The sequence below is a fragment of the Streptomyces sp. NPDC056503 genome (genome assembly GCF_042794995.1).
In the GTDB taxonomy this organism is placed as follows: Bacteria; Actinomycetota; Actinomycetes; order Streptomycetales; family Streptomycetaceae; genus Streptomyces.
On record NZ_JBHTST010000043.1, the window covers coordinates 1 to 16088 of the forward strand.

The following is a 16088-nucleotide window of genomic DNA, read 5'->3' on the forward strand; positions in this document are numbered from 1 at the left end:
GGCGAGGAGCGCGGGGTCGTTCGACCCGTTGGCCACGTGCACACCCAGGCGCTCCGCGTTGACGTGGTCGGCGACCGTCGCCACGCGATCGGGGTCGCCCACGATCGCGACCAGATCGGGCCCGCTCGCGTGCCGACGGCCGGCCGCGCCCCCGCTACTCGACGCGGGGGATCAGCCGCTCGGGCCCCGGGTTCGGCTTGGAGCGCAGCTTGTCGCGCAGCTTCACGTCCTCCTCGCCGAGCTTCTGCGGACCGCCGCGCACCGGCACCCCGTTCACGGTCTGGCCGGGCGCGATGTCCGGGATGTAGCGGGTCGGCGCCGTCGCGGCCGTCAGGGCCGTGACGACGATCAGCACCGCCGACACCCCGACCACCGCCCGGGTCATCCGCCGGGCCCGCCGCTCGCTGCCGCCCCGGACCGTGCGGGCCCCCGGCAGCGTCGCCGCCGGAGCCTCCTCGACCAGCGTCGCGAGCCGTCGCTGGAGCGCCTCGGGCTCGGCCAGCTCCGGCACCTTCCTGCCGATCTCCTCGTGCGCGTACAGCAGCCGGTTGGCGGCGGCGGGCGTGCTCGCCTCCGTCTCGGCGGCCGTCTCGGGCAGATCGAGCCCGAGCCCGTCGTAGAGCAGGACGGTGCGGCGGTACGGCGCCGGCAGATCGAGCAGCGCGCCGAGCAGCGCCCGCCGCCCGGCCTCGGCCGGCGGGGCGTCGGGATGTTTGTGGGCGCGGCGCAGCCGGTGCCAGGGCGAGAGGGCGTACTCGTACGCCGCCGCCCGCACCCAGCCGACCGGGTCGGCGTCCGTGGCCACCTCGGGCCAGTGCTCCCAGGCGTGGCGGAAGGCGTGCTCGACGGCCTCCAGGGAGAGCTGCCGGCGCCCGGTCAGCAGGTACGCCTGGTGGACGAGGCCGGTGGCCGCGTGCCCGTAGAGCGCGTCGAAGGCCTCCTCGGGCGTGAGCCCGGACGGCTGGGGCACGCGCTCCGGTGCCGGTGGCGATTCGGGTGCCGGGCCCGGTTCCGTTCCCGGCCCCGGGTCCGGTTTCCGGCGCTGCTCGGGCCGGGCGGGGGCTTTCGGGGGCTTGGCGGCCCGCTTGGCGGCGGCCTTGGGCCGCACGTTGGCCGTGGGGGCGGGCGTCGGCACACCGGCACCGGCACCGGCACCGGTAACGGCACCAGCACCAGCACCTGTATCGGCACCGGCATGCGTACCCGCACGCATGTCCGTATCCGTGTCCACGGCCTCCGCCTGGGCGGGGGGCACGGTGGTGAGCAGCCTCGTGTAGGCCTCGCGCTTGCGGCCGCGCGGGGACGAACGGCCGGTCTCCCACGCCTTGACCGTGGCCTTCGTGACGCCCATCGCCTCGGCGAGCTGCTCCTCGCTCAGGGAGAGCGCCTCGCGCAGTCGGCGCCGCTCCTTCGGCGTCGGCAGCGCGGTGGCGGTGGAGGGGGGCGCGATGTCGCCGCCCCGGCTCGTCTGGCTCATCGGTGTCGACCTCCCGCAGAGCACCTCTGGGCGGAAAAGTACATAAACGTATCTTGAGCGACACAACGGATGTTTGCCTGTTACGCCGCGAAAGCGCGTGTCGTTGGCAGCATGGCCCCCGTGACCCACCTGACCGAGCACTCCCTGGTCCAGGGCGGGCGTTCCGCCGCGTTCGCCACCGCCTGTGTCCGCGGCGGCGTCGCCGCCGGACTCGGCGTCGGCGCGCTCGCGGTCCTGGTGATCGTCGCCTGGATCAGCTCGCCGTTCCCCGACAGCGGCGCCGGCGGCGCCCTCCACCTCGCCGCCGGGCTCTGGCTGCTCGCCCACGGCGTGGACCTCATCCGCACCGACACCCTCGGCGGACTCCCCGCGCCGCTGGGGATCGTGCCGCTGCTGCCGTCCGTGCTGCCCGTCTGGCTGGTCTTCAGGACCGCCCGGTCCACCCTCGACCCCGCCGACGAGGACCGGCCGAGGCCCTCGCCGGCCGGTGTGCTCGGCGCGGTCTCCGGGGGGTATCTGCTGGTCGCGGCCGTGGTCGTGGTCTACAGCGAGAGCGGCCCGCTTCCCGCGGACCTCGTCACCGCCGGACTGTGGCTGCCCGGCGTGGTCCTCGGCGCGGCCGGCGCCGGCGTCTGGACCGCGCTGGGGCGGCCCCTGCCGGTCCGGGAGGAGGCCGCCGCCGCGCTGCGCGGGGCGGGGGCCGGTCTGGTGGCCCTGCTCGCGGGCGGCGCGGTGCTGGCCGGGACCGCGCTGGTCTGGCGCGCGGACGAGGCGAGGGCCTCGTACGAGGGAATCGCGGGGGAGTGGTCCGGTCGGGTGACGCTGGCGCTGCTCGTCCTCGCTCTGCTGCCGAACGCGGCCGTCTGGGCCGCCGCGTACGGGCTCGGTCCCGGCTTCGCCCTCGGCACGGGAGCGCTCGCGACCCCGCTGGGGCTCGTCGGCGATCCCGCCGTCCCGCCCTTCCCGCTCCTCGCGGCGCTGCCGCCGGAGGGGCGGGGTGGCTGGCCGCAGTGGGCCGCGGCGGCCGTTCCGCTGGTCGCGGCGGTGGTCCTCGGCCGCTCGGTGGGCCGCTCGACCGGCACCGGTCAGGTCCGGGAGACGGTGCTCGCGGCGCTGGGCGCGGCCTGGGCGTCCGGGGCGGCGGTCGCCGTCCTGGCGGGAGCGGCCGGCGGTCCGCTGGGCTCGGGCCGGCTGCTCGCCTTCGGCCCGGTGTGGTGGCAGGCGGGCGCGGCGGCGGTGCTGTGGGGCATGGCCGTCGGCCTGCCGACGGCGCTGGCGGTACGGGCCTGGGGCCGCCGGGTGCCCCGTCTGAAGGAGCCGAAGGAGCCGAAGGAGCCGAAGGAGTCGAGGGAGTCCAAGGCGCCGAAGCCGCCGAAGGCGGCCGGGGCGTCCTGGCCGGCCTGGACGCCCTGGACGTCGAGGGCCTCCACGGCGGCCGACGCGCCCAAGGCGTCGGAGCCGGCCCCGTCGGTCGCCGTGCCCGCCCCGGGAGGCCCGGCCCCGGGCCCCCTGGAGCGCGACTTCGACTTCTCCCTGGACGACGACGAGGGCTATGTGCCGTACGACTACTTCCCCGCCGCCTGGGAGACGCCCGCGTCGCCACCCCCACCCCCGCCACCTCCGGCCCCGGCCCCGGCCCCGGCCCCGCACACGGAACCGCCCCGGCCGTCAGGGACGACCGGGGCGGAGTGAACGGGGGACCGGCGCGCCTACTCGCGCACCCCGAACCCGTCCCGCAGCGGCTTGGGCAGCAGGTCGTTGCAGGCCACCGCGCCCGCGTGCGTGAGGGCGTCGTCCCGGCACTCGTAGAAGTCCTTGTAGACCAGCTGCATCGTGAAGCCGAAGCCCACGATCAGCAGGGCCACGGACGAGGCGACGAGCCCGCTGATCGCCGCCGTACGCATCGACCGCAGCGGGTTCGGGGCGCCGGGCGCCGAGGCCGCCTGGCCCGCGGGCCGTACCGACGCCTGGCCCGAGGCCTGCCCCGGCGTCTGCCCGGATGCCTGCCCCGACGCCTGCCCCGGCTCCTGTCCCGGCTCCTGTCCCGAGGGCTGGGACGCGCCCTGTGATTCCGGCGACACCGCCGCCGCCTCCGTCGCCGTCTTCGGCTTGGCGCGCAGCGAGCTGATCGCCCAGTACAGCGACAGCGCGCCGAGCAGCAGCGCCAGCTCCGGGATGTCGAAGATCGCGAAGAAGAAGGCCCACATGCCGCCGAGGATCGCGTACCGCGCGCGCCGCTGTGCCGGGTCCGTGGGGTCCCAGCGCAGCCCCGGCCGCTCGGGTCCGGAGCCGCCCTGACCGCCCTGGCGCTCGGGTCCGCGCTCCGGTCCGCGCCCGAAGCCGTCCGAGGAACGGCCCGGCTGGCGCGGGCTCCAGCGCCCGTCGGCCGAGCCCGTCACGGGCGACGACGATGCTGAGTCCTCGCCGTCCGCGTCGCCGGAACCGCCCGAAGCACCCGATCCGTCCGGGCCCCCCGAGCCGTCCGATCCGTCCGGCCGACGCGGCTGCCACGGCTGGTCGGGCGTGCCCTCGGGCGGCGGGGCGAACGGGTTGTTGTCGTTCGTGGACTGGCGATCCGGCATCTGCTGGACGTCTTCCCTCTGTCGTCGTGACCGCGTCGCACCGGGTGGCGTGACCGGCGTCGGACCCTGACGCTACCCCGCTGCTCCGCCCCCGTCCCGTGGGGGCCGTCCGGTGTGCCGGTATCGTTGCTGACGGTCGCGCCATTCGTAGGGTTCCCCGTATCGACGGGCACGATTCGTTCGTAGGACCGCACAATAACCACGGAAAGAGTGACCCAGTGGCTGCCGCCCGCCTTGTCGTTCTTGTCTCCGGGTCGGGTACCAACCTCCAGGCCCTCCTCGACGGCATCGCCGCCGACCCCGAGGGCTACGGCGCGGAGATCGTCGCCGTCGGCGCCGACCGCGAGGCCATCGCCGGCCTGGAGCGGGCCGAACGCGCCGGGTTGCCCACCTTCGTCTGCCGGGTGAAGGACCACGCGACCCGCGAGGAGTGGGACCGCGCGCTGGCCGAGGCCACCGCCGCGTACGAGCCGGACCTCGTCGTCTCGGCCGGGTTCATGAAGATCCTCGGCAAGGAGTTCCTCGCCCGCTTCGGCGGCCGGGTCGTCAACACCCACCCGGCGCTCCTCCCCAGTTTTCCCGGTGCCCACGGGGTGCGTGACGCGCTCGCCCACGGCGTGAAGGTCACCGGGTGCACCGTCCACTTCGTCGACGACGGCGTCGACACCGGCCCGATCATCGCCCAGGGCGTGGTCGAGGTGCGGGAGGCGGACGATGAAGCCGCTCTGCACGAGCGCATCAAGGAAGTCGAGCGCTCGCTGCTCGTCGACGTCGTGGGGCGTCTCGCCCGGCACGGCTACCGCATTGAGGGACGAAAGGTTCAGATCGGTGAACACGGACACCGTTAAGCCCATCCGCCGCGCGCTGGTCAGCGTCTACGACAAGACCGGTCTGGAGGAGCTGGCCCGCGGTCTGCACGAGGCCGGTGTCGAGCTCGTCTCCACCGGCTCCACCGCCGGGAAGATCGCCGCCGCCGGCGTCCCGGTCACCAAGGTCGAGGAGCTGACCGGCTTCCCCGAGTGCCTGGACGGCCGCGTCAAGACCCTGCACCCGCGCGTGCACGCCGGCATCCTCGCCGACCTGCGCCTGGAGTCGCACCGCGAGCAGCTCGCCGAGCTCGGCGTGGAGCCCTTCGACCTGGTCGTCGTGAACCTCTACCCGTTCCGCGAGACCGTCGCCTCCGGCGCCACCCCGGACGAGTGCGTCGAGCAGATCGACATCGGCGGCCCGTCGATGGTCCGCGCCGCCGCCAAGAACCACCCGTCGGTCGCCATCGTCACCAGCCCCGAGCGGTACGCGGACGTCCTCGCCGCCGTCCAGGCCGGCGGCTTCGACCTGACCGCCCGCAAGCGCCTCGCCGGCGAGGCCTTCCGGCACACCGCCGCGTACGACGTGGCCGTGGCCTCCTGGTTCGCCGACGACTACGCCGCCGCCGACGACAGCGGCTTCCCCGACTTCCTGGGCGCCACCTACGCGCGCAAGAACGTGCTGCGCTACGGCGAGAACCCGCACCAGGGCGCCGCGCTCTACGTCGACGGCACCGGCGGCCTCGCCGAGGCCGAGCAGCTGCACGGCAAGGAGATGTCGTACAACAACTACACGGACACCGACGCCGCGCGCCGGGCCGCGTACGACCACACCGAGCCCTGCGTCGCGATCATCAAGCACGCCAACCCGTGCGGCATCGCGATCGGCGCCGACGTCGCCGAGGCCCACCGCAAGGCCCACGCCTGCGACCCGCTCTCCGCCTTCGGCGGCGTCATCGCCGTCAACCGCCCGGTCTCCGTGGAGATGGCCGAGCAGGTCGCCGAGATCTTCACCGAGGTCATCGTCGCCCCGGCGTACGAGGACGGCGCCGTCGAGGTCCTCGCCAAGAAGAAGAACATCCGCGTGCTGCGCGCCGAGGGCGCCCCCAGCAACCCGGTCGAGGTGAAGCCCGTCGACGGCGGCGCCCTGCTCCAGGTCACCGACCGCCTCCAGGCCGAGGGCGACGACCCGGCGAACTGGACCCTCGCCACCGGCGAGGCCCTGTCGGCCGAGGAGCTCGCCGAGCTCTCCTTCGCCTGGAAGGCCTGCCGCGCGGTCAAGTCCAACGCGATCCTGCTCGCCAAGGACGGTGCCTCGGTCGGCGTCGGCATGGGCCAGGTCAACCGCGTCGACTCCGCCAAGCTCGCCGTCGAGCGGGCCGGCGAGGAGCGCGCCCGCGGCTCCTACGCGGCCTCCGACGCCTTCTTCCCCTTCCCCGACGGCCTGGAGATCCTCACCGCGGCCGGCGTGAAGGCGGTCGTCCAGCCCGGCGGCTCGATGCGCGACGAGCTCGTCGTCGAGGCCGCGAAGAAGGCCGGCGTGACGATGTACCTCACCGGCACCCGCCACTTCTTCCACTGACGGGGCGCGGACTCCGGGGCCCTCCTCGTCAGGGGGTCCCGGAGTCCGACTCTGGTCTAATGGTCAGGCCCCGGGCCGGCCGGCAGTAGTGGAGACGTGGTGTTGGACGTACTGAACAAGCCCGCTGCGGACCCCGCCGACGAGCGGCCCGCGGACGGCCAGGACGCGGCACCCGTCCCGTACCTCCCGTACGCGGCGATCGCGGTCGTCCTCACCGCCGCGTACTTCCTCTACTCCTGGGTGCAGTACGACCACTTCCGCACCCCCTCCTGGGACCTCGGCATCTTCGGGCAGGCCGTCCGCTCCTACGCCGAGTTCAAGGTCCCCGTCGTCGACATCAAGGGGCCCGGCTTCCCGATACTCGGCGACCACTTCAGCCCGGTGACGGCACTCCTCGCCCCCCTCTACTGGATCTGGCCCTCGCCGGTCTCGCTGCTCTTCGCGCAGGCCGCGCTCTTCGCCGGCTCCGCCGTCGTCGTCGGCCGCACCGCCCAGCAGATCCTCGGCAGCCGCGCCACCGGCATCGCCCTCACCGTCGCCTACGGACTCTCCTGGGGCCTCCAGGAGGCGGTGAAGTCCGACTTCCACGAGATCGCCTTCGCCGTCCCGCTGCTCGCGCTCACCTGCCGGGCCCTGCTCCTCGGCCGCTGGACCGCCGCCGTCGCCTGGTCGGTGCCGCTCGTCCTCGTCAAGGAGGACATGGGCCTGACCGTCGCCATGGTCGGCGTCGTCCTCGTCCTCAAGGGGCAGAAGAGGCTCGGCGCGGCCCTCGCCGGCTTCGGCGTCGCCGCCTTCGCGCTCACCGTGCTCGTCCTCATCCCGGGAGCCAGCAAGCTCGGCCAGTACGACTACTGGGCCAAGATCGAGAAGACCGGCAGCGGCGCCGAGACCTCCCTCGTCCAGGTCGTCACCGACGCCCTGACCTCCGGCGAGCGCTGGGAGATGGTCCTCTACCTCCTCGCGATCACCGGCTTCCTCGCGCTGCGCTCCCCGCTGGCGCTGCTCGTCCTGCCCACCCTCGGCTGGCGCTTCGTCTCCCAGGACGCCAACCACTGGGGCATGCACTGGCACTACAGCGCCGTCCTGATGCCGGTCGTCTTCCTGGCCCTGGTCGACGCCGTCCGCGCGGTGCGCACCTCGCCGCGTCCCTGGCTCGCCGCGTACGGCAAGGTCGCCGTCGCCGCCGCCACGGCCGTCGCGCTCACCCTCGCCGCGAACCTCCCGCTGCGCGAACTGCTGAAGTCGGAGACGTACGCCACCGACGCCCGGGCCGAGCAGGCCCGCGCGGCCGTCGCGGCGGTTCCCGAGGGCGCCTCCGTCGAGGCCGACGTCCCGCTCCTCGCGCACCTCACCGCCGACCACCGGGTCTACTGGGTCGGCACCGCGAAGGGCGCCACCCCCGACTACCTGGCGCTCGACCTGCGCGGCTGGTCCGGACAGACCTCGGACCCGACGGCGACGGCTTCGCAGTTGCACCCGGAGGCGGCGTACGAGATCGTCCACCGCTCGGACGGCTTCGCGGTGCTGAAGAGGAAGTAGCGGCGGCACGCCGAAGGGCCCGGCTCCTCCTGGAGCCGGGCCCTTCGGCGTGCCGTGCGGGCGCGCGGATCAGTAGCGCGGGCGGGAGAACCAGGCCGAGCCGCTGGCCACCGCGGGGGCGACCGTGATGATGACGCCGAAGACCACCCAGATCAGCGGGAAGATCATCGCCGAGGCGAGACCCGTGTCGATCGCGAAGAAGAGGTAGAACGCGCCGAAGAGCGTGCCGAGCGCGCCGTACACGATGGTCGTGATCCGGACGCCCTGGCCGCCGCTGCCGAACTTCACGCCGAGGGTGATCGACAGCGTGGCGAGGCCCAGGAAGACCAGGCCGATGACGATCAGGACGCCGGCGGCGGCCGAGGCCATCGACTCGAACGGGTTGTCCTCGCCGTACGTGGAGGACAGGTCCGAGGCGTCGCTGGCGACGGCCCCGAGGTACAGCCAGAACAGACCGCCGATGATCTGCACGGCCGAGATCAGGTACAGGAAGACGCGCGCCGTGGTCAGCAGGCCCGGCATCGACTGCGGCACCATGCCCGGGCCGCCCGGGTAGGCGCCGTACGGCGGGACCGGCGGGGCGGCCGGGTAGCCGTAGCCGCCCTGCTGCGGGACGCCCTGGGGGGCCTGCGGATAGCCGTAGCCCGGCTGCTGGCCCTGCGGCGGCTGGCCGTAGGGGTTGTTCGGTTCGCCGAAGCTCATCGGGGCTTTCCTCCGTGAATGTTCTCGTGCGGGGACGACGCGGCCCGCGCGGAGGAACTTTCACGGCATGTGAGCGGACTCCCCCCGGCACTTTCCGCGGCACTGCGCTGGTCATCGTCGCCGTAGCTCCGAGGTGTTGTCCAGTCGATACGCACCGGAGTTGTGCAAGTGCAACCCTTCGTTCCGGCGTCCGCGGCCTCCGCCGGAACCCCTGGAGTCGGTGGGGCGAGAGGGAGGGGAGAGGGAAGGGGGAGCGATTGGAACTCGGCGGGGGTCATCCGGGAGGATGTCCCCCATGAGCGCCCAGATTCTCGATGGCAAGGCCACCGCGGCCGCGATCAAGTCCGAACTCGCCGTCCGCGTGGCGGCCCTCAAGGAGAAGGGCGTCACGCCCGGTCTCGGCACCGTCCTGGTCGGGGACGACCCGGCCAGCCAGAAGTACGTGGCCGGCAAGCACCGCGACTGCGCGCAGGTCGGCCTCGCCTCCATCCAGCGCGAACTTCCCGCGTCCGCCACCCAGGAGGAGATCGAGGCGGTCGTCCGGGAGCTCAACGAGGACCCGGCGTGCACCGGTTACATCGTCCAGCTGCCGCTGCCGAAGGGCATCGACGAGAACCGGATCCTGGAGCTGATGGACCCGGCGAAGGACGCCGACGGCCTGCACCCGACCAACCTCGGCCGGCTCGTGCTCAACGAGCCCGCCCCGCTGCCCTGCACGCCGAACGGCATCGTCACCCTGCTCCGCGCCCACGGCGTGGAGATCAACGGCGCCGAGGTCGTGGTCGTCGGCCGCGGCGTCACCATCGGCCGCCCGATGCCGCTGATCCTGACCCGCCGTTCCGAGAACGCCACCGTGACCCAGTGCCACACCGGCACCCGGGACCTCTCGGCGCACCTGCGCAACGCCGACATCATCGTGGCCGCCGCCGGCGTGCCGCACCTGATCAAGCCGGAGGACGTGAAGCAGGGCGCGGCCGTCCTCGACGTCGGCGTCTCGCGCAACGCCGAGGGCAAGATCCTGGGCGACGTCCACCCGGACGTCGCCGAGGTGGCCGGCTGGATCTCCCCGAACCCCGGCGGCGTGGGCCCGATGACCCGCGCGCAGCTGCTCGTGAACGTCGTCGAGGCCGCGGAGCGCGCGGCCGCGGCGCTCTGAGATGACCTCGGGGAGCCCGGCTTCCCCCGGGACCCCGGACGGTCCGCGGGAGCTGCCGCGCGGCCGGGTGTCGAAGGTCCGCCGGGTGCGGGGCTCGCGCCGGCCGCCGACCGTCACCACCGACACGGCCCGGCCCGAGGGCGGCGGCCGGGCGGCGGGCGGCGACGCTCCGGCGCCGGCCCGTCAGTGGCCGCTGCTCTTCGTGCTCGGGACGGCGGCCTTCGGGCTGCTCGTGGTGGGGACGGATCCCTTCCCGCAGTCCTTCCGGGTCGGGACGATGCTGGTGGGGGCCGCGCTGCTGCTCGGCGCGGCGTTCCGCCGGCTGCTGCCCTCGGTGGGCATGCTCGCGGTCCGCTCGCGCTTCACCGACATGATCACGTACGGGGTGATGGGCTCGCTGATCGTGCTGCTCGCGCTCATGGTGCAGCCGAAGCCCTGGCTCAGGATCCCGTTCCTGGAGGACGTCCTCCATCTGACGGTGACCTGACCCGCCGAAGGCGGCTTCCCGGGATCCCGCTCGTACGACGGCGCCCGCCCTCTCCCCCGTGGGAGGGCGGGCGTCGTCCGTGGTCAAGGGTCATGTACGCGCCAATGAAAGGGCAAGTTCGGGCCGTCCGCTGTGGCACGGAGGTGACCATTCCGGTACATCCGCACGCTCCGGCCGGGGTCCCGCTCACCGCCCGGAGCTGCCATCCTTCGAGGAACTGCGACGAGGGGGTGCACATGTCGGCGTGGAAGGCGCTGTCCGGCGAACTCGACCCGGACGTGCGGGCGTTCACGGAACGGCTGCGGCTGGTCATCGACCGCAGCGGACTCGGCGTCGCCGCCGTCGCCGAGCGCACCGGACACCGGCCGGCCGACTGGGACGGGTACGTGAACGCCCGCGGGCCCGTGCCGAGGAGCGCGGTCGTCGCGCTCTCCGACATCACCGGCGCCGACCTCGGCCCCCTCACCGCCCAGTGGGAGCACGCCGACCGCGCCTGGAAGCGGCTCCTGCGCGAGCGGGCGGTACCGGACCAGGCGGTACCGGACCAGGAGGCGGTGCGGGACCAGGCGGTCTCCGACCGGGCGGTACCGGGCCGGGCGGCGGAGGAGGGCGTACGGGAGCGGGGCCCGGCCCCGGAGGGCGTACCCGCCGACCGGACCATGCGCATCCGGGCCGTGCCGCCACCGCCGTCCCCCGGCCCCGGTCCTGCCTCGGGCTCCGGTCCCGGCTCCGGCCCCGGTCCCGGTCCCGCCTCGGGCCCCGCCCCTGCCCCCGCCCCCTCGCCGGGGCGGCGGACGCGCGGGCCCCGCCGGGTCTCGCCGCTGCTCTACGCCGCCGGGATCGTCGGCGCCGCGCTCGTCGTCACCGCCGCCGTCCTGCTGGTCGACCTCGGCGGGACCGACGGGGCGCCGGCCGCCGCGCCGCCCGCGCGGGCCACCACCACCGCCCCGTCACCCACCCCCAGCCTCCCCGAGGGCGTTCGGTGCGCCGGTGCCGACTGCGGCGGGCTCGACCCGGAGGAGATGGGCTGCGGCGGGCCGCTCGCCACCACCGTCGCCCGCACCCGCGTCGGCGCCGCCCTCGTCGAGGTCCGGCACAGCGAGGTCTGCGGGGCGGCCTGGGCCCGGATCAGCGGGGGTGCCCCCGGGGACGAGGTCAGCGTCCAGTCGGGCACCGCCGTCCGCGCCGCGAACGTCCTGGCGGACGGTTCCGGCGGCGCGTACACCACGATGATCCCGGTCGCCTCCGGGAGTGCCGCGCGCGCCTGCGCGAGCCTCTCCGGCGGCGAGGACGGCTGCACGGGAGGGTGAAACGGGGCGCGAGGTGAGCCGCACCACAAGGGGGTGGGGGTGCGAGGGCGCCAGGGTCCGATAGCCTGACCGCCGGATATCTCTTCACATCGAGACATCGATCGATCAGGGGAGCGATATCCAGCCTCAGGGGCAGGGAACCCCACCGCCAGCTGTCTTACGGAGATCGCCATGACCCGCACTCCCGTGAATGTCACCGTGACCGGCGCGGCCGGCCAGATCGGCTACGCGCTGCTCTTCCGCATCGCCTCCGGCCACCTGCTCGGCGCGGACGTGCCGGTCAAGCTGCGCCTCCTCGAGATCCCGCAGGGCGTGAAGGCCGCCGAGGGCACCGCCATGGAGCTCGACGACTGCGCGTTCCCGCTCCTCAAGGGCATCGACATCTTCGACGACCCGAACAAGGGCTTCGAGGGTGCCAACATCGGCCTGCTCGTCGGCGCCCGCCCGCGCGGCCCGGGCATGGAGCGCGGCGACCTGCTCGCCGCCAACGGCGGCATCTTCAAGCCGCAGGGCGAGGCCATCGCCGCCCACGCCGCGGACGACGTCAAGATCCTCGTCGTCGGCAACCCGGCCAACACCAACGCCCTCATCGCCCAGTCCGCCGCCAAGGGCGTCCCGGCCGAGCGCTTCACCGCGATGACCCGTCTGGACCACAACCGCGCGCTGACGCAGCTGGCCCAGAAGACCGGCTCCTCGGTCACGGACATCAAGCGCCTCACCATCTGGGGCAACCACTCCGCGACCCAGTACCCGGACATCTTCCAGGCGCAGATCGCCGGCAAGAACGCCGCCGAGGTCGTGAACGACGAGGCGTGGCTGGCCGACACCTTCATCCCGACCGTCGCCAAGCGCGGCGCCGCGATCATCGACGCCCGTGGCGCGTCCTCCGCGGCCTCCGCCGCGAACGCCGCCATCGACCACGTGTACACCTGGGTCAACGGCACCGCCGAGGGCGACTGGACCTCCATGGGCGTCCCGTCCGACGGTTCCTACGGCGTCCCGGAGGGCCTGATCTCCTCCTTCCCCGTCACCTGCAAGGACGGCAAGTACGAGATCGTCCAGGGCCTGGAGATCAACGAGTTCTCCCGCACCCGCATCGACGCCTCCGTCAAGGAGCTGTCGGAGGAGCGCGACGCGGTCCGCGAGCTCGGCCTCATCTGAGCCCGACCCGCGCCTGAACGCACAGGAGCCCCCCGGTCCTCGGACCGGGGGGCTCCGCCCGTTCTCAGTGGGAGCGCGGGGTGTAGTGGCCCGGGACCATGCGGGTGGTGACGGCGATCCGGTTCCAGGAGTTGATGACGACGATCGCGCCGATCACCTTGGCGAGCTCCTCCTCGTCGAAGTGGGCCGCGGCCGCCGTGTACACCTCGTCGGGGACGAAGCCGTCGGTGAGGACGGTGACCGCCTCGGTGAGGGCGATCGCGGCCAGCTCGCGCTCGGTGTAGAAGTGCTTCGACTCCTCCCAGGCGGAGAGCTGGACGACCCGCTCGACGGACTCGCCCTCGGCGAGGGCGTCCTTGGTGTGCATGTCGAGGCAGAAGGCGCAGTGGTTGAGCTGCGAGGCGCGGATCTTGATCAGGTGGTACAGGGCCGGGTCCACGCCCTTGGCGGCCTCCTGCTCCAGGCGGGCCATCGCCCGGTAGAACTCGGGCGCCCGCTCGAAGAACGGCATGCGCGGCGTGTGCTCGTGGGCGAGGGCCTGGGCGGGGGAGTGCGCTGTGGTGGTGGTCATGAAGCCACCGTACGCAGCGGATGGCGTGCCGCTATGGTCCATTCCCATGAGGAACGACTGGGCCACTTTCGGCGCCGACCTCCATCTGGACCTGCGCGGCACCCGGCTCAGGGCCGGCCTCATGGACGCCCTGCGCGAGGCGGTACGGGGCGGGCGCCTCGCCCCGGGCACCCGGCTGCCGTCCTCGCGCCAGCTCGCGGCGGACCTCGGGGTGGCCCGGAACACGGTCGCCGACGCGTACGTCGAACTGGTGGCCGAAGGGTGGCTCACCGCACGCCAGGGTTCCGGCACCCGGGTGGCCCGCCGCGCGGATCCCCGGCCGGCGGCCCCGGAGGCCGGTGCGGACGAGAGCGCCACGCCCCCGACCGCGGGTCCGGCGCGGGACGGGACGGTGCGGGGCGGACCGGTGCCGGGCGGCCCGACGCCGAGTGGACCGGTGTCGCGTGGACCGCTGCCGGGTGGACTGCTGCCGAGTGGACCGGTGTCGGGTGGGCCCACGCCGGGCGGGACGGCGTGGCGGCCGGGCGGCGGGGCGGCCGGGCGGGTCGCGTGGCGGCGGGCCGGCGCACCCGCGTACGACCTCCGGACCGGCTCCCCGGACCTCGCCTCCTTCCCGCGCGCCGCGTGGCTGAAGGCGTACCGGCGGGCACTGACCACCGCGCCCAACGAGGCCTTCGGCTACGGGGATCCGCGCGGCCGGGACGAGCTGCGGACGGTCCTCGCCGAGTACCTGGCCCGCGCCAGGGGCGTGTACGCCCGGCCCGAACGGATCGTGATCTGCTCGGGGTTCGCGCACGGCCTGATGCTGATAGGCCGCGCCCTGCGCGGGCGCGGGGCGAAGGCCGTGGGCGTGGAGTCGTACGGGCTCGGCCCGCACGTCGCGCTGCTGCGGGACGCCGGGCTCGCCACCCCGCCGCTGCCCTTCGACGAACGCGGCACCCGCGTCGAGGAGTTGCCGTCCCTCGCCCCGGACGCGGTGCTGCTGACGGCCGCCCACCAGTTCCCGCTCGGCGGGGCGCTGCCGCCGGACCGCCGGACCGCGGTCGTCGACTGGGCTCGGGCGACCGGCGGGTTCGTCCTGGAGGACGACTACGACGGGGAGTTCCGCTACGACCGGCAGCCCGTCGGCGCGCTCCAGGGCCTCGACCCGGAGCGGGTCGTCTACCTCGGCACCGCGAGCAAGTCCCTCGCGCCGGGGCTGCGGCTCGCCTGGATGGTGCTCCCGGAGGGCCTGGTGGACGAGGTCGTCGCCGCCAAGGGGGCGGTGGTGGACTGGATGTGCGGCACCCCCGACCAGCTCGCCTTCGCGGAGTTCCTGGCCACGGGGGCGCACGACCGGCACGTCCGCGCCATGCGGCTGCGCTACCGGCACCGCCGCGACCAGCTCGTCGCCGCGCTCGCCGCCCGCGCCCCCGGGATCCGGGTCGGCGGCATCGCGGCGGGCCTCCACGCGGTCCTCTCCCTCCCGCCCGGCACCGAGGGCGCCGCGCTCCGCTCCGCCGCCTGGCACGGCCTGGCGGTCCAGGGTCTCGGCCAGTTCCGCCACCCGGAGGCCCTCCGCACCCTGGAGGGTCTGGTGGTCGGCTACGGCACCCCGCCCGACAGCGCCTGGCAGGGCGCCCTCCACTCCCTCTGCGGCGTCCTGGAGGGCCTCGACGGCGACCGGGACCCGGAGGACGGCTGACGGCCCGGGCCGGGGGGTCTGGCAGGGTGGGGGGCGTGACGACGCACCCCACCCCGGACGAGCGGCCCCGGCCCGACGCGGAGGCCGCCGCACGGGAGTTCACCGCGCACCGGCCGCGGCTCTTCGGGCTCGCCTACCGGATGCTCGGGTCCGCGGAGGAGGCCGAGGACACCGTCCAGGACGCCTATCTGCGGTGGGACGGTGCCGACCGGTCCGCCCTCGTCCGGCCCGGCGCCTGGCTGACCAGGGTCGTCACCAACCTCTGCCTCACCCGGCTCACCTCCGCCCGCGCCACCCGCGAGCGGTACACCGGGACCTGGCTGCCGGAGCCGTTGCTCACCGCGGGCGGCGGTCTCCTCGGCGCGCCCGGCACGGGGCCGCTGGAGGCCGCCGAGCGGAGCGACGACGTCTCCATGGCCCTGCTCCTGCTCCTGGAGCGGCTCACCCCGGCCGAGCGGGCCGTGTACGTGCTCCGCGAGGCCTTCGGCTATCCGCACCGGGAGATCGCCGGTCTGCTCGACCTCGGCGAGGCCAACTGCCGCCAGCTGTACGGCCGGGCCGCCCGGCGGGTGACCGGGCCCGGCGACGACGGCGCCGCCCGCTTCGAGCCGCCCGCGCCCGGGCGGCACCGGGAGTTCGTCGAGTCCTTCGTCGCCGCCTCCCGCGAGGGCGACCTCGCCGCCCTGGAGAAGGTCCTCGCGGCGGACGTCGTCTGGTGGAGCGACGGCGGCGGCAAGGTGCGGTCCGCCCTCCGCCCCATCCGCGGCCGCGACCACGTCCTCCGCTTCCTCGTGGGCGTCTCCCGGCGTACGGAGGAGGGTGCCCGGCTGACCGTCGCCGAGGTCAACGGCGCGCCCGGGATCGTGCTGCACGTGGGCGCCCGGCTCATCGGCGTCGCCGCCGTGGAGACCCGCGCCGGCGGCCGCATCACCGATGTGCGCATGGTGATGAACCCGGACAAGCTCGGCTATGCGACCCGGCAGTTCGCCGCGCATCCGGAAGCCGGCGGCTGAGGCTGTCACATCCGCGCG

At 74.5% G+C, this 16088-nt stretch carries 14 protein-coding genes and 1 pseudogene; 10 read left to right on the forward strand and 5 right to left on the reverse strand.

The window, feature by feature from the left end; all coding sequences use genetic code 11:
- Together ACFQ8C_RS15545 and ACFQ8C_RS15550 are read right to left on the reverse strand one after the other, a co-directional pair.
- Positions 1 to 129, reverse strand: a pseudogene (locus tag ACFQ8C_RS15545) (NADP-dependent oxidoreductase); the annotation flags it as partial.
- Positions 130 to 154: 25 nt separating this feature from the next.
- Positions 155 to 1477 (reverse strand): helix-turn-helix domain-containing protein, encoded by a 1323-nt coding sequence (locus ACFQ8C_RS15550; protein WP_383456968.1) that lies wholly within the window; start codon positions 1475 to 1477, stop codon positions 155 to 157.
- A gap of 120 nt (positions 1478 to 1597) precedes the next feature.
- Between ACFQ8C_RS15550 and ACFQ8C_RS15555 the strand changes: the two genes are divergently transcribed.
- The gene (locus ACFQ8C_RS15555; RefSeq protein WP_383456971.1) at positions 1598 to 3169 is read left to right on the forward strand and encodes a DUF6350 family protein; all 1572 of its coding nucleotides are present in this window, start codon (positions 1598 to 1600) and stop codon (positions 3167 to 3169) included.
- 17 nt (positions 3170 to 3186) lie between these two features.
- On the opposite strand, the gene ACFQ8C_RS15560 is transcribed toward ACFQ8C_RS15555, so the two are convergent.
- Positions 3187 to 4059: a hypothetical protein gene (locus ACFQ8C_RS15560; RefSeq protein ID WP_383456974.1), complete on the reverse strand. Its 873-nt coding sequence runs from the start codon at positions 4057 to 4059 to the stop codon at positions 3187 to 3189.
- Positions 4060 to 4277: 218 nt separating this feature from the next.
- On the opposite strand from ACFQ8C_RS15560, the gene purN reads away from it, so the two are divergent.
- From purN to ACFQ8C_RS15575, 3 genes are all read left to right on the forward strand, one after another.
- Positions 4278 to 4907, forward strand: coding sequence for a phosphoribosylglycinamide formyltransferase (purN, locus tag ACFQ8C_RS15565; RefSeq protein ID WP_383456977.1), 630 nt, complete (start codon positions 4278 to 4280; stop codon positions 4905 to 4907).
- Positions 4888 to 6447 (forward strand): bifunctional phosphoribosylaminoimidazolecarboxamide formyltransferase/IMP cyclohydrolase, encoded by a 1560-nt coding sequence (purH, locus tag ACFQ8C_RS15570; RefSeq protein ID WP_383456979.1) that lies wholly within the window; start codon positions 4888 to 4890, stop codon positions 6445 to 6447. Before purN ends, purH begins: the two co-directional genes overlap by 20 nt.
- A 99-nt stretch (positions 6448 to 6546) precedes the next feature.
- Entirely contained in the window at positions 6547 to 7986 is a 1440-nt protein-coding gene (locus tag ACFQ8C_RS15575; RefSeq protein ID WP_383456982.1) for a DUF2079 domain-containing protein, read from the forward strand.
- Between the two features lie 69 nt (positions 7987 to 8055).
- Here ACFQ8C_RS15575 and ACFQ8C_RS15580 read toward each other — a convergent pair whose 3' ends face one another.
- Positions 8056 to 8688, reverse strand: a complete 633-nt coding sequence (locus ACFQ8C_RS15580; protein ID WP_383456985.1) for a hypothetical protein — start codon at positions 8686 to 8688, stop codon at positions 8056 to 8058.
- Between the two features lie 295 nt (positions 8689 to 8983).
- On the opposite strand from ACFQ8C_RS15580, the gene ACFQ8C_RS15585 reads away from it, so the two are divergent.
- The 4 genes from ACFQ8C_RS15585 to ACFQ8C_RS15600 all read left to right on the forward strand — a co-directional run bounded on the left by ACFQ8C_RS15585 (position 8984) and on the right by ACFQ8C_RS15600 (position 12802).
- The gene (locus tag ACFQ8C_RS15585; protein ID WP_383456988.1) at positions 8984 to 9844 is read left to right on the forward strand and encodes a bifunctional methylenetetrahydrofolate dehydrogenase/methenyltetrahydrofolate cyclohydrolase; all 861 of its coding nucleotides are present in this window, start codon (positions 8984 to 8986) and stop codon (positions 9842 to 9844) included.
- 1 nt (position 9845) lies between these two features.
- A complete protein-coding gene (locus ACFQ8C_RS15590; RefSeq protein ID WP_383456990.1) occupies positions 9846 to 10331 on the forward strand; it encodes a DUF3017 domain-containing protein in 486 nt (161 codons plus the stop codon).
- Positions 10332 to 10567: 236 nt separating this feature from the next.
- Positions 10568 to 11641 (forward strand): DUF2690 domain-containing protein, encoded by a 1074-nt coding sequence (locus ACFQ8C_RS15595; RefSeq protein WP_383456993.1) that lies wholly within the window; start codon positions 10568 to 10570, stop codon positions 11639 to 11641.
- 171 nt (positions 11642 to 11812) lie between these two features.
- Positions 11813 to 12802 carry a malate dehydrogenase gene (locus ACFQ8C_RS15600; RefSeq protein ID WP_383456996.1) on the forward strand — a complete coding sequence of 330 codons (990 nt, stop codon included), beginning with the start codon at positions 11813 to 11815 and terminating at the stop codon, positions 12800 to 12802.
- A 64-nt stretch (positions 12803 to 12866) separates the two neighbouring features.
- Here the strand turns inward: ACFQ8C_RS15600 and ACFQ8C_RS15605 are convergent, their stop codons facing one another.
- Entirely contained in the window at positions 12867 to 13373 is a 507-nt protein-coding gene (locus ACFQ8C_RS15605) for a carboxymuconolactone decarboxylase family protein (protein ID WP_383456998.1), read from the reverse strand.
- A gap of 46 nt (positions 13374 to 13419) precedes the next feature.
- Here ACFQ8C_RS15605 and ACFQ8C_RS15610 point away from each other — a divergent pair, with 46 nt between their 5' ends.
- Positions 13420 to 15057, forward strand: coding sequence for a PLP-dependent aminotransferase family protein (locus ACFQ8C_RS15610; protein WP_383457001.1), 1638 nt, complete (start codon positions 13420 to 13422; stop codon positions 15055 to 15057).
- 35 nt (positions 15058 to 15092) lie between these two features.
- Complete coding sequence (sigJ, locus tag ACFQ8C_RS15615) at positions 15093 to 16070, forward strand: RNA polymerase sigma factor SigJ (protein ID WP_383457004.1); 978 nt, start codon at positions 15093 to 15095, stop codon at positions 16068 to 16070.
- The last annotated feature ends 18 nt before the right edge of the window (positions 16071 to 16088 follow it).

Excerpts from the sequence above, each read along its gene's own strand:
- ACFQ8C_RS15550 (WP_383456968.1), bottom strand. The coding sequence starts at position 1,477 with ATGAGCCAGACGAGCCGGGGCGGCGACATCGCGCCCCCCTCCACCGCC.
- ACFQ8C_RS15560 (WP_383456974.1), bottom strand. The coding sequence starts at position 4,059 with ATGCCGGATCGCCAGTCCACGAACGACAACAACCCGTTCGCCCCGCCG.
- ACFQ8C_RS15580 (WP_383456985.1), bottom strand. The coding sequence starts at position 8,688 with ATGAGCTTCGGCGAACCGAACAACCCCTACGGCCAGCCGCCGCAGGGC.
- ACFQ8C_RS15585 (WP_383456988.1), top strand. The coding sequence starts at position 8,984 with ATGAGCGCCCAGATTCTCGATGGCAAGGCCACCGCGGCCGCGATCAAG.
- ACFQ8C_RS15590 (WP_383456990.1), top strand. The coding sequence starts at position 9,846 with ATGACCTCGGGGAGCCCGGCTTCCCCCGGGACCCCGGACGGTCCGCGG.
- ACFQ8C_RS15595 (WP_383456993.1), top strand. The coding sequence starts at position 10,568 with ATGTCGGCGTGGAAGGCGCTGTCCGGCGAACTCGACCCGGACGTGCGG.
- ACFQ8C_RS15600 (WP_383456996.1), top strand. The coding sequence starts at position 11,813 with ATGACCCGCACTCCCGTGAATGTCACCGTGACCGGCGCGGCCGGCCAG.
- ACFQ8C_RS15605 (WP_383456998.1), bottom strand. The coding sequence starts at position 13,373 with ATGACCACCACCACAGCGCACTCCCCCGCCCAGGCCCTCGCCCACGAG.
- ACFQ8C_RS15610 (WP_383457001.1), top strand. The coding sequence starts at position 13,420 with ATGAGGAACGACTGGGCCACTTTCGGCGCCGACCTCCATCTGGACCTG.